This is a genomic window from Streptomyces armeniacus (assembly GCF_003355155.1).
Classification (GTDB): Bacteria; Actinomycetota; Actinomycetes; order Streptomycetales; family Streptomycetaceae; genus Streptomyces; species Streptomyces armeniacus.
In genome coordinates this window covers 5,844,679-5,857,326 of sequence record NZ_CP031320.1, presented here as the reverse complement: position 1 = coordinate 5,857,326, position 12,648 = coordinate 5,844,679, and the positions used below count along the sequence as shown (strand labels likewise).

At 73.6% G+C, this 12,648-nt stretch carries 11 protein-coding genes and 1 pseudogene; 3 read left to right on the top strand and 9 right to left on the bottom strand.

Going from position 1 to position 12,648, the window contains the following annotated elements; genetic code table 11:
• Positions 1–65: 65 nt before the first annotated feature.
• Entirely contained in the window at positions 66–1,796 is a 1,731-nt protein-coding gene (locus DVA86_RS25525) for an MFS transporter (RefSeq protein ID WP_208881765.1), read from the bottom strand.
• A gap of 696 nt (positions 1,797–2,492) precedes the next feature.
• On the opposite strand from DVA86_RS25525, the gene DVA86_RS25520 reads away from it, so the two are divergent.
• Positions 2,493–3,578 carry a phosphatase PAP2 family protein gene (locus tag DVA86_RS25520; protein WP_425470928.1) on the top strand — a complete coding sequence of 362 codons (1,086 nt, stop codon included), beginning with the start codon at positions 2,493–2,495 and terminating at the stop codon, positions 3,576–3,578.
• Between the two features lie 49 nt (positions 3,579–3,627).
• Here DVA86_RS25520 and DVA86_RS25515 read toward each other — a convergent pair whose 3' ends face one another.
• The 5 genes and pseudogenes from DVA86_RS25515 to DVA86_RS35520 all read right to left on the bottom strand — a co-directional run bounded on the left by DVA86_RS25515 (position 3,628) and on the right by DVA86_RS35520 (position 7,615).
• A complete protein-coding gene (locus DVA86_RS25515) occupies positions 3,628–3,858 on the bottom strand; it encodes an I78 family peptidase inhibitor (protein WP_208881762.1) in 231 nt (76 codons plus the stop codon).
• Positions 3,859–4,112: 254 nt separating this feature from the next.
• Positions 4,113–5,174, bottom strand: coding sequence for a helix-turn-helix transcriptional regulator (locus DVA86_RS25510; RefSeq protein ID WP_208881760.1), 1,062 nt, complete (start codon positions 5,172–5,174; stop codon positions 4,113–4,115).
• A 58-nt stretch (positions 5,175–5,232) separates the two neighbouring features.
• A complete protein-coding gene (locus DVA86_RS25505) occupies positions 5,233–6,288 on the bottom strand; it encodes a hypothetical protein (RefSeq protein WP_245997131.1) in 1,056 nt (351 codons plus the stop codon).
• 263 nt (positions 6,289–6,551) lie between these two features.
• Positions 6,552–6,865: pseudogene (locus DVA86_RS35525) on the bottom strand (ABC transporter substrate-binding protein); the annotation flags it as partial.
• 87 nt (positions 6,866–6,952) lie between these two features.
• The gene (locus DVA86_RS35520; RefSeq protein WP_245997128.1) at positions 6,953–7,615 is read right to left on the bottom strand and encodes a LysM peptidoglycan-binding domain-containing protein; all 663 of its coding nucleotides are present in this window, start codon (positions 7,613–7,615) and stop codon (positions 6,953–6,955) included.
• Positions 7,616–8,007: 392 nt separating this feature from the next.
• Here DVA86_RS35520 and DVA86_RS25495 point away from each other — a divergent pair, with 392 nt between their 5' ends.
• Both DVA86_RS25495 and DVA86_RS25490 read left to right on the top strand, forming a co-directional pair.
• Complete coding sequence (locus tag DVA86_RS25495) at positions 8,008–8,949, top strand: hypothetical protein (RefSeq protein WP_208885144.1); 942 nt, start codon at positions 8,008–8,010, stop codon at positions 8,947–8,949.
• A gap of 188 nt (positions 8,950–9,137) precedes the next feature.
• Entirely contained in the window at positions 9,138–9,392 is a 255-nt protein-coding gene (locus tag DVA86_RS25490) for a hypothetical protein (RefSeq protein ID WP_208881759.1), read from the top strand.
• A 307-nt stretch (positions 9,393–9,699) separates the two neighbouring features.
• Here the strand turns inward: DVA86_RS25490 and der are convergent, their stop codons facing one another.
• From der to cmk, 3 genes are read right to left on the bottom strand one after another with little or no spacing between them, the layout of a single operon-like run.
• Positions 9,700–11,166, bottom strand: coding sequence for a ribosome biogenesis GTPase Der (gene der / locus DVA86_RS25485; protein ID WP_208885143.1), 1,467 nt, complete (start codon positions 11,164–11,166; stop codon positions 9,700–9,702).
• Between the two features lie 32 nt (positions 11,167–11,198).
• A complete protein-coding gene (locus DVA86_RS25480) occupies positions 11,199–11,888 on the bottom strand; it encodes a lysophospholipid acyltransferase family protein (RefSeq protein ID WP_208881757.1) in 690 nt (229 codons plus the stop codon).
• Positions 11,846–12,568 (bottom strand): (d)CMP kinase, encoded by a 723-nt coding sequence (gene cmk, locus DVA86_RS25475; protein WP_245997127.1) that lies wholly within the window; start codon positions 12,566–12,568, stop codon positions 11,846–11,848. Before cmk ends, DVA86_RS25480 begins: the two co-directional genes overlap by 43 nt.
• Positions 12,569–12,648 lie beyond the last annotated feature (80 nt).

Below are 12,648 nucleotides of genomic sequence, written 5' to 3'. Positions count from 1 at the left end.
CCCTCGGCGCCCCTCGGCGCCTTTCCCCGGCCTCCCCTGTGGGCCTCCCGGCGACCTCCGCCGGGCTACGACCGGGTGACCCCGGTCGACACGAGCGGCCCGCCCGCCGCGTCCTTCCGTACGGTGTCCGTCCGCGCCACGTCGCCCCGCGCGGCGTCCCCGCGTGCCGCGTCATCCCGCGGCGTCTCCCCGTGCGCCGCGTCGTTCCGCGCCGACTCCTCCTCCTGCTGGCTCGCGCACTCCATCGTCCGCGGCAGCCGCAGCGCCGCGAGCGCACCGAGCAGCAGCAGTCCGGCGCTGACGAGCAGCGTCACGTGCAGCCCGTGTACGAACGAGACGCGCGCCGCGTGCAGCAGCACACCGCCCGCCGGGTCGCCGAGGTGGGAAGCGACGCCGTACGCCTCGCCCAGCGAGTGGCTCGCGTCGCCCCGCGCGTCGCTGGGCACACCGGACACCTCGCGTACGCGGGGGGCGTAGGCGGCGTTCATGACGCTGCCGAGGAGCGCGATGCCGATGCCCGCGCCCAGCTGGTACGCGGTCTCGCCGACCGCCGCGGCGCCGCCCGCGCGGTCCGCCGACGAGTTGCTGAGCATCGACTCGTAGCAGCCGAACAGCGTCGTCTCCAGGCCGAAGCCGAGCAGCACGAAGCAGGCGACGAGGAAGACCGGCCGGTCCTCCTGGCCCGTCATGGTCAGGAGGAGCACGGCGAACGCCGTGAGCAGGAAGCCGAACGCGACCATACGGCGCGGCCCCAGCCGGTGCAGCAGCCGCGACCCGGTGAGGCCCGCCGCGATGGCGGCCACGGACAGCGGCAGCAGCCGCAGCCCGGTCTCCAGCGGGGACAGTCCCAGTACGAGCTGAAGGTACTGCGCGGCGATCAGCGCCAGCCCGACCAGCGCCAGCACGGTGAGCACGATGCAGCCGACCGCGGTGCCGAACGCGGGGCGGGCGATCGCGGCGATGTCGATGAGCGGATGCGGGCGCCGCCGCTGCCGCCGTACGAACAGGATCAGCAGCGCCGCGCCCGTCGTCAGCGGCAGCAGCCCGTCCGGGGAGAGGGCGCTGCCGGAACCGGCCGCCTTCACGCCGTAGATGACGCCGAACAGCCCGGCCGCCGCCATCGCGGCGCCCAGCACGTCCCACGGGCCCTCGCGGCGGCTGGTGGACTCGGGCAGCAGCAGACGGCCGATGGGCAGGCTGGCCGCCATCAGCGGGATGTTGATCAGGAAGACGGAGCCCCACCAGAAGTGCTCCAGCAGCAGCCCGCCGAAGAGCGGCCCGACCGCGGCGCCGACCGCGGCGACGGCGCTCCAGATGCCGACGGCCACCGCGCGTTCACGGCGGTCGGGGAAGACCTGCCGGAGGATCGAGAGGGTGGCGGGCATGATCATCGCGCCGCCGACGCCGAGCAGCGCGCGGGCGCCGATGAGCAGCTCCGGCGTGTGGGCGTAGGCCGCGACGGCCGAGGCGAGGGCGAACAGGGCGTAGCCGAACAGCAGTACCCGCCGTCTCCCGATCCGGTCTCCGAGCGTGCCGAAGAGGATGAGCAGCGAGGCACAGACGAGCGGATACGCGTCGACGATCCAGAGCAGCTGCTGCGAACCGGGACGGAGGTCCGCTGCCACGGCGGGGACCGCGACGTGGAGCACGGTGGCGTCCAGGGCCACGAGAAGAAGACTGGCGCAGAGGACGACGAGAACGGTCCAGCGGTTCGCGGCACCGGCCTCACCGGGCGGCGGGCCCACTCGCTGTGCGGGGACGTCGGCCTGGGTACCGGCCGTGGGCGTCCCTGACATGTACGCACCTCCTCTTGCATCCGGCCTCGTCGTACCGGGGGGAAAGCCGGAGCGCTCCGGGGGCGGCGCCCGGCCCGGCACAGCGGGACGGATGGGCGTCAGGGTACGCGACGCGGCGCGGTGGTCGAGTGGCGCGTCTCACCTCGGACCGCAGGCGGGCGGGCGTACGGGTCCCGCGCGGGCGGGCGTACGGGCGTCGGAGGGGCGGCCGGCGCGGGCGTCGTACGGGCTTCGGACGGAGCGTTCGTACGGGCTCCCCCGCGCGGGCGGGTCCGTGCGGCCCGTACGCGGGCGGGCCCGCCGTGGCCGTACGCTGGCGGGCCGCGGGACCGCGTTCGGGCGCTCCGCGCGGGGGTACCCGCCCCTGGTCAGGGAGTCTGTGCAAGGGTGTGCGCGCACCCGGGAAGCGAAGGGATAATTCCGGATTAAGCACTGGTGAACGGAATACAGAGAGACCGGGATACGCCGTTGTTAAGCAACGCCTAAACGCGTGATCGGGAGCCCGGATAAGCCACCGGAATACGCGGGATAAAAGCCGGGATGAGACGCACTCCACATCACATCGTCATCACAAAGGCGGTGACTAGTACGTTCACCTCTCAGACGCGTTGTAACGTCGATTGGGTGCGTACCGAGCGAATCCTCGCCAGGCTCGAGCAAGAGCCTGAGCGACCGAGCAGCCGCGATGTCCCGCGGATGAGCCGACACCGCAGGGTGCTGTTCGGCTCAACTGTGGTGCTGTATGCGGTCATTGTCGCCGCGGTCCTCCTGAAGAGCATTCTCGTACGGGTGGACTGGCAGGTGATGCTGTTCCGGCCGTACAAGCAGTGGCCGGAGTACCACGCGTTCCTGGACTACTTCGTGGTCCTCGGCCAGCGCGCCCCGACCGCCGTGCTCGTCGCGGCCTGGCTCGGCTGGCGCTCCTGGCGGCAGCGCACACCGCGCCCCCTGCTGATCCTCGCCCTGGCGCTGCTGCTGCTCAACGTGTCCGTCGGCGCGGTCAAGATCGGGCTCGGCAGGCTCGGGCCGCACTACGCCACCGAGGTCGGCTCCGCCGAACTCTTCGCCGGCGGCGATATATTCCCCTCCGGCCACACCGCGAACGCCGTCGTGACCTGGGGCATCCTCGCCTACCTCGCCAGCACGCCGCGGGCCCGCCGGATGCTCTCGCTGGTCGCCGCGTTCGCCGCCCTCGGCGTCGGCGCCACCACGGTCTACCTCGGTACGCACTGGGTCAGCGACGTGCTCCTGGGCTGGGCGGCCGGCCTGCTGATCCTGCTCGGCCTGCCGTGGTGCGAACCGGCCATCGCCCGCGCCGAGTCGCTGGTCCTCGAGTACCGCGAGCGGCTGCGCGCCCTGCGCCGGCGGCAGGCTCCCCTGCCGGTGTCCACCGCGTCCCCGTCGCCGGCGCCCGCGCTGGGGCGCTCCAACGGCCAGTACTCGGCGGCCGGGCACCGGTCCGGCGGGCGTTCCCCGCGCCCGTACGCGGGTGCCGGGGCCGCGGCCGACGAGGAGTCGGCCTCAGAGCACCCCGAAGGTGAACCGCACGCCGAGGAGCCCGCCTGGCCGGCCGAGCCGCAGCCCTCCGACGGCGCCGCCGTGCCGCCCGTCCCGGGCACACCCGGCGCACCGCCCGCCCGCGTGCACCACACGGCGCGGCCGCATCCCGTACGCGCCGCGGAACGCGCCCCCGCGGGCCAGGGCGGCGGCGGCCGCCGCCCCGCCGGCACGGACCGCACGGCGCCGACGCCCACCGCACCCCTGGGCCCGCGCGGGAAGTGACGTACGGGCACGGCGGGGGCCGTACCCGTGGCGGGACCCGCAGGGGCGGTCAGCCCTTCCAGCAGCGGACGACCGTGCCGTCCTGTACGGCGAGATTCAGCCGCCCGGACAGGAACTCCATGGTGATGATCGCGTCCGGCGCGAGCACGCGCACCGTGGACCAGCCCCGCGCGTGTGCCCGCTGCTCCGCGGTCTCGGAGGAGAGTCCGACATAACGTTCGGGATCGTCACGTTCGGGATCGTCCTGCGGGGAGTCCGGAGCTGCGGAATCGGGTGCCATGGCAGCCACCGTACGACCTCGGGCGGGGCACCCGGAAGTCCCGCCCCTATCGTTGCCTCGTCACACTTGTGTCACGGGCCGCGGTCTGTTCGGAGTTGTGTTTGTCACCCGAACGTGGCTTTTCGACCAGTCGTATTTATCCGCGGAGAAAAGCCTCTCACCGGGGCTTCCGGAGAAATTGCGGTGCTCCCAATTCCGTTTCCGCGGGCGCACGGGAATAGCGTCTCGCGCGCGCACGCGACGTGCCGAACGGCTCAGCCGCGGCGGTGAGTTCCCTCTGCACCGGTCCCCGCGCCGGCCCCTTCGCGGCCGGGTGCGGCCGAGGGCGCACCCGCCACCGCGTCCGCCCCCTCGGGCTCCCCCAGCGCCCGCGACAGGCGGTCACGGGCGAGCCGGACGCGGTCCACGAGCGCCGCGGGCTCCCGTACCTCGAAGTCGATGCCGAGCATCAGCAGGTGGATCACCATGACGTCCAGCGAGTGCGCGCCCGTACGCAGCAGGCAGGTGTGCTCGTCGACCGCCTCCAGCGTGCCGGTGGTCGGCGAGATGTGCTCGGCCGCCTCCTCGATCGGCGCCCGCAGCAGGGCGGTCGCCTGCTCCGTGTACGCGCGTGTGGACACGCCCTGGGAGACCCAGGCCGCGAGGTCCTCGGCGGGCGGTGTGCGCGGGGCGAAGCGGGGGCCGTGCGGCGGCTTGAGGGTGATGCGGTCGGCCCGGTACGTACGCCAGTCCCCGCGGTCCGTGTCCCAGCCGACGAGGTACCAGCGGCGGTGGCTGCTCACCAGCCGGTACGGCTCGACGGTGCGGCGCGACGGCGTGCCGTCGTGCGAGAGGTACTCGAAGCGCAGCCGCTCGTGGTCCCGGCAGGCGTGCGCGAGTTCGGTGATGGTGCGCGGGTCGGCGGCGGGGCCGCGGTACTCGCGGGTCATCGACACGGTGTACGCGTTGAGCGCGCTGACCCGGCGGCGCAGCCGGTGCGGGAGCACCTGCTCCAGCTTGGCGAGTGCCTGTACGGACGCCTCCTCGATGCCCTGCACGCCGCCGTTCGCGGCGCCCTGGAGCCCGACGGCGACAGCGACGGCCTCCTCGTCGTCCAGCAGCAGCGGCGGCAGTTCGGCGCCCGCGCCCAGCTGGTAGCCGCCGGCGGTGCCGGTGCTGGAGTGGACCGGATAGCCGAGGCCGCGCAGCCGGTCGATGTCGCGGCGCACCGTGCGCGGGGTGACGCCGAGGCGGTCGGCAAGGTCGCCGCCGGACCATTCGCGGTGTGCCTGAAGCAGTGAGAGCAGTCGCAGCAGCCGTGCCGAGGTCTCCAACATGCCTCGAGTCTGGCAGCGGTTGCGGACACCCACGGTCCGCAAGGGGAGCGCCCGCGGCTCAGCCGGGCGGGCTCTGCAGCCGCACCGCGAGGTCGTTGTCGCGGGTGTAGTACGGGGTGGCCGTGCCGGCCGCGGCGGAGTGCGACGGATAGACGACGGTCCGCTTCTTGTCCGGAACGTCGTCCAGGATGCGGCCCACCCGTACCGGCGCCGTTCCGTCCGAGGGGCGCAGCCACACGTCCCAGACGCGGGGTGCGCGCGTGCCGTCGGCCGGGGCGGCGGCGTGGAGTGCGGCGTCGGACGCGTCGAACAGGGCGTCGAAGGGCAGCGTGGCGCTGAAGCCGGTGCCGCCGCCGGGCGCCTCGCGTACGCCGGCGGTGACGCACTCGGCGCCGCTCCGGAGCCGCGCCTCGAGCCGGGCGCCTTCGTCGAGCGGTGCGCCGAACAGCCGCCCGCGCAGGCTCATGCCGCCGTCCGCGACGCGCAGTTCCTGCAGTTCGGCGTGCGGCCAGCGCAGCCAGGCCCGTACGGCCAGGTCGCCCTGCCGGGCGGCGTACGGGATGCGTACGCCGAGCCAGGTGCGGTGCGCGCTCGGGTCCCGCTCGCCGAGCGAGCGCAGGTCGAGAAGTCCGGGGCGCAGGCGCTGCGGCTCGTCCTCGCCGAGCGCGACGTACGCGTCCCAGCGGCCCTCGGCCAGCGTCATGGTGCTCGGCAGTGCCGCACGCAGCCGGTCCTCGCCGAACGGGAAAAGCGGCAGGCGCACCCAGTGGTCGGCGGTGTCGGTGGCGTCGCCGGGCGCGAACGGGTCGGCGTGCTCACCGGAGTCGGCACGGTCGGCCGGGGCGGCGTGGCCGTAGGGGGCGGCGGCGCCGGGCGCGTGGGCGCCCGCGGGCGCGTACGCGTGGGCCGGGGCGCGGCGGCCGGGCGGGCGTCTCTCCAGCAGGAGCGCGGCGTCCCAGCGGCCGGCCGCGGAGCCGTCCGGCAGCACGAGGTCGAAGGTCAGGCCGCCCGCGGTGTCCGCGGTGCAGTCGGCTCTCAGCCCGGTGCGCGGAGGGTGCGAGCCGGGCGAGGCAGGCGAAGTGCCGCCCTCACCGGGGGTCCTCGGCAGGGTCATGCGGAGAGTCCTCCGAGCATGCGGGGGTGGAATGTGCGGTCTCGTAGCGAATTGCGCATCTTTCCCAGATTCCACGGGGCCGCGCGCTCAGTTCCCCCACTGACCGCCTGACACCTGGATAGACCCCAAAAGGCGTGCCGGGGTTGGCCCGATTCACCACCTTGTTCTGTAAGTGTTCTGACATTGTGAGGCGCTGATGGGAACCCTGACGATCACATTGCCTTCACTGGCGTTCGGGGACGGTCGCTGACGAGCGAAAGATGTCAGGGACGGTACGCGAGCTGTGGGACCGTATAGCAGTTTTCGGTCATCTCCTCCTGACCTGTCCAGGACTCCGCCGCGTCCGCGAACCACCTCGCCGCGGCCCGGCCCTCCAGCTGCCACTGCCGCACACCGCGAGGTGGTCCGTGTCCTCGTGCTTACGGCTGCTGCCGGTCGCCCGGAGCGCGTTGCGGCAACGTGGCGCGTTCTTGTAGTCCTTCGCGACCGACGACGACCGGTTCTGAACGTTCGTGACCTTCGCGGTGAGCCGTACGGCCGTCGCGGCCCGCAGCACCTCACACTGGCGCTGCGGGCCGCGACGGCCGTGGTGTACGAACTGCGGCGCGGGACGGTCGCGTTCAGCGGCGAGCCGTCCGAGCCGCCCCGTGGCGGAATCCGGGAACTAGTCCTCGTCCAGCTCCAGTTCGGTGCCGATGGCGAGCACGTCGGGAAGCGGCCCGACCGCCTCGCGGTTGGCCTCGTACAGCTCCGGCCAGCCGCCCGGCAGCCCGTACATCTGGGCGATCGCCCACAGCGACTCCCCGGCCCGTACGACGTGGGTGCGCGCCGTCCCGTCGCTCACGCCACCGCTCGGATCGGCGCCGCCGGCCCCGACGGGGCCCTCCTCGGTGACGTCCGCGCCGTCCTCGCCGGCGTCGTCCAGTCCGCCGGATCCGGAGCCGGCGCCCTCCTTTCCGTGCAGGCCGTAGCGGGCAGAGCAGACGGGCCAAGCGCCCCAGCCCTGCTCGGCCACGACGCGTTCGGCGACTTCGATCTGCTGCTCGCGGGTGGCCAGGTCGGCGCGCGGCGCGTGGCGCAGCCCGCCGTAGGCCTCCCAGGTGGGCTGCCAGAACTGGAGCCCACCGTAGAAGTCGTTACCGGTGTTGATGTCCCAGCGCCCGTTGCTCTCGCACTGGGCGATGCAGCCCCAGGGCCAGCCGTCCGACGCACAGTCGGCTGCTGCGGGGAGCTGCTCGGATCGGGGTTCGGCGGAAGTGGCGTAGGCCGGGGAGACGGGCAGCAGCACGGCGGTCACTGCTGCGGCGACTACGGCTCCGGCACGCATACGAACACACATCTGCGGCATCGGCACACGCTAGGCACGGCCCTCGGCGTGTCCCGTCCCACCGCGCCCGCACGGCCACGGCGCCCCACCCGGTCGGAGCAGACGGCGCCGGGCGCAGGGGCCCGCACGTCGGCCCCGTACGTAGCCCGATGCGGCGATTGACCGGGCGCCGACGCGTGACCGCGAGCACCGCGCACCCGTTAGCCCTACGGATCAGCCCTACGGACAGAACCGAGCGCCGTCCGGCCCGACAGCCTGACCAGCCTGGCCGGCGTACCCGTCCGGTCAGCCTGACCAGCCTGGCCGGCCGGCACCATCCCGACCTCGTTTCCCAGACCAGCCCGAACCCGCAAGTCCGAACCGCAAGAAGCCAGGAGTCCCCCGTGCCCCCCATGCTCGACGTCAGCGAAGACGTACGCGCCGAGATCGGCGAAGACGAAGCCACCCGGCTGCTCGCCGGGGAGAACGCCCCGGGCAGCTACGACTGCACCTCCTGCCGCACCCCCGGCGACACCGAGCGCGAGCGCACCAGCACGGTGCTGTTCGTCGGCGAGGAGACGGCCGTACTCGCCTTCGCCCACGCCACGTGCGTCCCCTCGCAGGTCGTCTCGGTCTCCGAGGAACAGCTCCAGGGCGCCGTACGCTCCATCACCGGCCAGCAGGCGGGCCAGCAGGGCGGCCAGCCCGGTGCGCCGGCCGGCCGGCAGCCCGGAGGCCGGCCCGGCCCGCAGATCGGCCAGCAGATCGGCCAGCAGCCGGTGCCGGACGGGGGCACCCAGCCCGCGACTGCGGGCGGAGGCCCCGGCGCCGCCGACAGCACGCCCGCCACCCCCGAGAGCGCGGCCGGTGCCGCGCCCCGGCAGGCCGTCCTCGGCGTGACCTGCGGGCAGGTGCTGATCGGCGACACGCTGCACCCCGCCATCGTCGTCGAGCCGAACGGGCCCATCGCCCGGCCCGGTTCGGACGGCCCCGGCGACGACTTCCTGCCGCTCCTCATCGAGCAGGGCTTCCACCCCGTGATGAACCTGGACCAGGTGCCCGCGCCCATCGAGGGCTGGTCGGTGCTGCTGGCGATGGGCCAGCTGCACGGCATCCTGCAGCCGCCACCGGCGGGTTCCAGCCAGCCGGTGTCGTGGTGGCAGGCGCACCAGCCGCTGGACGTCACGGACGGCTGGCGCACCGCGGCGAACAAGAGCCACACGGTGCTGGTGTACGCCGCCCCCGTCGGCTCGATCGGCCAGCAGCCGCGCGAGGACCTGCTGCGTGAGGCGCTGGAGCGGGCCGCGGCGCACGGTGCCCTCGTGGCGGGCTCGATGCCGCTCGCGGGCACCTGAGCGGCGCGGCGCGGAGGGCGCGAGCCGTCGTAACGGAGGGCCCGCGCTGCCTTCGTACACCCTGCGAACAGGTCATTCGCCGCGCGGGCCCGCATCCGCCGGGCGGCGTGGTCGTTTGACCAGTCGTGCAGCCCTACGAACCCTCCTCCCCCGTACGGAACCATCTCGGCCAGAGCCACCTCCCCGGAATGCGCGAGCCTGACACGGCATCACCCGGCGGATCGGGTACGCCGATCTACGACGCGCTGTACGCCGAGTACAGGCGGCTGTTCCGGGCGCTGCCCGGGGACCGTTCCGGCGAGGAGGACTTCAGGTTCGAGCGGTTCGGGACGGTGCACGGCACCGGTACGGGCCGCTGGGGCGACACCCTGCGGCAGCGCGGCGGAGCACTCCCCGCCGCGCTGCCGCCCGCCCCACGGGACGGCCACCGCTACGGGTTGTGACTGCTACTCCTCCCTCGCCTCCGGGCACTTGTACCCGGCGTCGACACTCCGTCGGCCCGCGGTCGCTCGTCCCTCGCTCCCTCGGCCTCGTCACTCTCGACACCGGCGCGCCCTTTGGCTCGCGAGGGGATCCCTCGCCTCCGGGCGGTTGTACCCGGCGTCGACACTCCGTCGGCCCGCGGTCGCTCGTCCCTCGCTCCCTCGGCCTCGTCACTCTCGACACCGGCGCGCCCTTTGGCTCGCGAGGGGGCCGCTCGCCTCCGGGCGGTTGAGCCCGGAGGCCCAGGCCCGCCGCCCCGGGGTCCGGCTACTTCTTCCTGCCGCGCTTCTCCCGCACCCGTACCGACAGGTGCACCGGCGTTCCCTCGAAGCCGAACTGCTCGCGCAGCCGCCGCTCGATGAAGCGCCGGTAGCCCGCCTCCAGGAAGCCCGAGGCGAACAGCACGAACCGCGGCGGCTTCGTGCCCGCCTGCGTGCCGAAGAGGATGCGCGGCTGCTTGCCGCCCCGTACGGGGTGCGGGTGCGACGCGACGATCTCGCCGAGGAAGGCGTTCAGCCGGCCCGTCGGCACCCGCGTCTCCCAGCCCTCCAGCGCGGTCTCGATGGCGGGCACCAGCTTCTCCATGTGGCGGCCCGTACGCGCGGACACGTTCACGCGGGGCGCCCACTGCACCTGGACGAGGTCGCGTTCGATCTCCCGCTCCAGGTAGTAGCGGCGCTCCTCGTCGAGGGTGTCCCACTTGTTGTACGCGAGGACGAGCGCCCGTCCCGCGTCCACCGCCATGCTGATGATCCGCAGGTCCTGCACGCTGATCGGCTCGGTGACGTCGATGAGGACGACCGCGACCTCCGCCTTCTCCAGTGCTGCGGCGGTGCGCAGCGAGGCGTAGTAGTCGGCGCCCTCCTGGAGGTGTACTCGGCGCCGGATACCGGCGGTGTCCACGAACTTCCAGGTCTTGCCGCCGAGGTCGATCAGCTCGTCCACCGGGTCGCGGGTGGTGCCGGCGATCTCGTGGACGACGACACGGTCCTCCCGGGCGACCTTGTTCAGCAGGGACGACTTGCCGACGTTCGGGCGGCCGATGAGCGCCACCCTGCGCGGTCCGCCGAGGACGGCACCGAAGGTCTCGGCGGGCGCGTCGGGCATGACGCGCAGCACCTCGTCGAGCATGTCGCCGGTGCCGCGCCCGTGCAGCGCGGACACGGGCTGGGGCTCGCCGAGGCCGAGCGACCACAGGTACGCCGCGTCGGCCTCGCCGGAGGGCCCGTCAACCTTGTTGGCGCACAGCACCACCGGCTTGCCGGACCGGCGCAGCAGCTTCACCACGGCCTCGTCGGTGTCCGTCGCGCCCACCTTGGCGTCCACGACGAACACGACCGCGTCGGCGGCCTCGATCGCGAACTCCGCCTGCGCGGCCACGGACGCGTCGATGCCGAGCACGTCCTGCTCCCAGCCGCCGGTGTCGACGACCTTGAACCGGCGGCCGGCCCACTCCGCCTCGTATGTCACACGGTCCCTGGTGACGCCGGGCCGGTCCTCGACGACGGCCTCGCGGCGGCCGAGGATCCGGTTCACCAGTGTCGACTTGCCGACGTTCGGGCGGCCGATGACGGCGAGCACGGGCAGCGGGCCGTGGCCGGCCTCGCCGAGCGCGCCCTCCACCTCCTCGGCGTCGAAGCCCTCCTCGGCGGCGAGCTCCATGAACTCCGCGTACTCGGCGTCGCCGAGCTCACCGTGCTCGTGCCCGTCGCCGGACTGGGTCTGGTCGTTCATGGTCTCGTCCTCGTTCACAGTCATGTTCAGTTTCAGCGGCCGGTGCGGCGCCTGGCGTCCGCCAGGTGCCGTGTCAGCCGCTCCTGGATGCGCGCGGTCGCGGCGTCCAGGGCCTTACGGGTACGGCGCCCGCTGCCGTCGTCCGCGGCGAACGGTTCGCCGAACACGACGTCCACCCGCCCCCGCAGCGGCGGCAGCGCCCCCACGACCCGGCCGCGCCGCTCCGCGGTGCCCAGCACCGCCACCGGCACGACGGGCGCGCCGGAACGTACGGCGAAGTACGCCAGCCCGGCACGCACCTCGCCGAAGTCACCGTTGCCGCGGGTGCCCTCCGGGAAGATCCCGAGGACACCGCCGCGCTCCAGCACGCTCAGCGCCCTGCCGATCGCCGCCCGGTCCGGAACGCTCCGGTCCACCTTCACCTGGCCGATGGACCGCAGGAACGGGTCCAGCGGACCGGTGAACGCCTCCTTCTTGACCAGGAAGTGCACCGGCCGCGGCGCGGTGCCGAGCAGCATCGGGCCGTCGATCAGATGCGCGTGGTTGCCGGCCAGGATCACCGGGCCGCTGCCCGGGACCCGCCAGGCGCCGAGCACGCGCGGGCGCCACAGCCCGTACATCACGCCGGTCCCGATCCGGCGTCCGACCGCCGCGCCCCTGGGTGGTGGGACGTCGTCGCTCACTCGGCCAGCTGCTTCTCTTTGACGAGGGTCACCACGCATTCGACGACCTGTTCCAGCGTCAGCTCGGTGGTGTCCACCTCGACCGCGTCGTCCGCCTTCTTCAGCGGGGACGTCTTACGGCTCGAATCCGCCGTGTCCCGCTTCAGCAGCGCCGCCTGGGTGGCGGCCAGGTCCGCGCCCTCCTTGCCGCGCAGCTCGCCGCTGCGGCGCGCGGCGCGCGCCTCGGGCGAGGCGGTCAGGAAGATCTTGAGGTCGGCGTCGGGCAGGACGGTCGAGCCGATGTCGCGGCCCTCGACGACGATCCCCCGGCCCTTGCCCTCCGCGGACGGGCCGCCCTCCGCGGCCTCCGCCGCGATGGACCTCTGCAGCCCGGTGATGCGGGCGCGCACCTCGGCCACCGCGCTGACGGCGCTGACCGCGGCGGTGACCTCCTGCGTACGGATGGGCCCGGAGGCGTCTTCGCCGTCCACCGAGATGGTGGGCAGGGCCGGGTCCGTGCCGGAGACGATCATGGGTTTGCCGGCCGCGGCGGCGACGGCGGCGGGGTCCTCGACGTCGATGCCGTTGGACAGCATCCACCAGGTGATCGCGCGGTACTGCGCGCCCGTGTCGAGGTAGCTCAGGCCCAGCTCGGCGGCCACGGCCTTGGAGGTGCTGGACTTGCCCGTGCCGGAGGGGCCGTCGATGGCGACGATGACGGGAGCCGGTGCGGTTTGCACGGTGGGTGTGACCTTTCTCGATGCACGGGCGCGGGGCGGTGGTACGGGGACGGCGTACGGGGATCGGGCCGCACGGCGGC

What these genes read in the sequence shown, in the direction of transcription:
- DVA86_RS25495 (WP_208885144.1), top strand. Translation starts at nt 8,008, where the DNA reads ATGCTCGACGTCAGCGAAGACGTACGCGCCGAGATCGGCGAAGACGAA.
- der (WP_208885143.1), bottom strand. Translation starts at nt 11,166, where the DNA reads ATGAACGACCAGACCCAGTCCGGCGACGGGCACGAGCACGGTGAGCTC.
- DVA86_RS25525 (WP_208881765.1), bottom strand. Translation starts at nt 1,796, where the DNA reads ATGTCAGGGACGCCCACGGCCGGTACCCAGGCCGACGTCCCCGCACAG.
- DVA86_RS25520 (WP_425470928.1), top strand. Translation starts at nt 2,493, where the DNA reads ATGAGCCGACACCGCAGGGTGCTGTTCGGCTCAACTGTGGTGCTGTAT.
- DVA86_RS25490 (WP_208881759.1), top strand. Translation starts at nt 9,138, where the DNA reads ATGCGCGAGCCTGACACGGCATCACCCGGCGGATCGGGTACGCCGATC.
- DVA86_RS25480 (WP_208881757.1), bottom strand. Translation starts at nt 11,888, where the DNA reads ATGCGTGGTGACCCTCGTCAAAGAGAAGCAGCTGGCCGAGTGAGCGAC.
- DVA86_RS25515 (WP_208881762.1), bottom strand. Translation starts at nt 3,858, where the DNA reads ATGGCACCCGATTCCGCAGCTCCGGACTCCCCGCAGGACGATCCCGAA.
- DVA86_RS25510 (WP_208881760.1), bottom strand. Translation starts at nt 5,174, where the DNA reads ATGTTGGAGACCTCGGCACGGCTGCTGCGACTGCTCTCACTGCTTCAG.
- DVA86_RS25505 (WP_245997131.1), bottom strand. Translation starts at nt 6,288, where the DNA reads ATGACCCTGCCGAGGACCCCCGGTGAGGGCGGCACTTCGCCTGCCTCG.
- DVA86_RS35520 (WP_245997128.1), bottom strand. Translation starts at nt 7,615, where the DNA reads ATGCGTGCCGGAGCCGTAGTCGCCGCAGCAGTGACCGCCGTGCTGCTG.